The sequence below is a fragment of the Pseudomonas sp. Kh14 genome, from assembly GCF_900291005.1.
In the GTDB taxonomy this organism is placed as follows: domain Bacteria; phylum Pseudomonadota; class Gammaproteobacteria; order Pseudomonadales; family Pseudomonadaceae; genus Aquipseudomonas; species Aquipseudomonas alloputida.
Genome location: NZ_OLKJ01000063.1, coordinates 1 through 565, shown reverse-complemented (window position 1 = coordinate 565; position 565 = coordinate 1). Strand labels below are relative to the sequence as shown.

The window sequence follows — 565 nt, the reverse complement described above, 5'->3', positions numbered from 1 at the left end:
GCTCAGACGCCGGTAACCGTGACCCTGTCCAACGGCCAAGTCATCACCGTTGAAGCGGGTAAAACCCAGGGCAGCGTCAACTTCCAGACCCCGGCCAATGACGTCTACAACAACGGCTCGACCGTCAGCGTCACTATCGAGAACGCCACTGGCGGTAATTTCGAGCAACTGACCCCGAACCCGACGCCGGCTCAGACCACGATCAACGACTCNACGCCACTGGCGGTAATTTCGAGCAACTGACCCCGAACCCGACGCCGGCTCAGACCACGATCAACGACTCGGTCGACGCCACCACCGCGACCCTGACCGCCTCGCCAAGCGTAACCGAAGGCGGCGTGATCACCTACACCGTGACCCTGAGCAACCCTGCTCAGACGCCGGTAACGGTTACCCTGTCCAACGGCCAGACCATCACCGTTGAAGCGGGTAAAACCCAGGGCAGCGTTGATTTCCAGACCCCGGCCAATGACGTCTACAACAACGGTTCGACCGTCAGCGTCACCATCGAGAACGCCGCTGGCGGTAATTTCGAGCAACTGACCCCGAACCCGACGCCGGCTCA

General features: G+C 61.3%; 2 protein-coding genes. Both read left to right on the top strand.

Going from position 1 to position 565, the window contains the following annotated elements; all coding sequences use genetic code 11:
* Positions 1-243, top strand: a 243-nt coding sequence (locus FQ668_RS29200; RefSeq protein WP_369333846.1) for an immunoglobulin-like domain-containing protein, incomplete at its 5' end; no start/stop codon positions are given.
* Between the two features lie 95 nt (positions 244-338).
* On the top strand, positions 339-565 hold a 227-nt coding region (locus tag FQ668_RS29115; protein WP_256677680.1), incomplete at its 3' end, for an immunoglobulin-like domain-containing protein.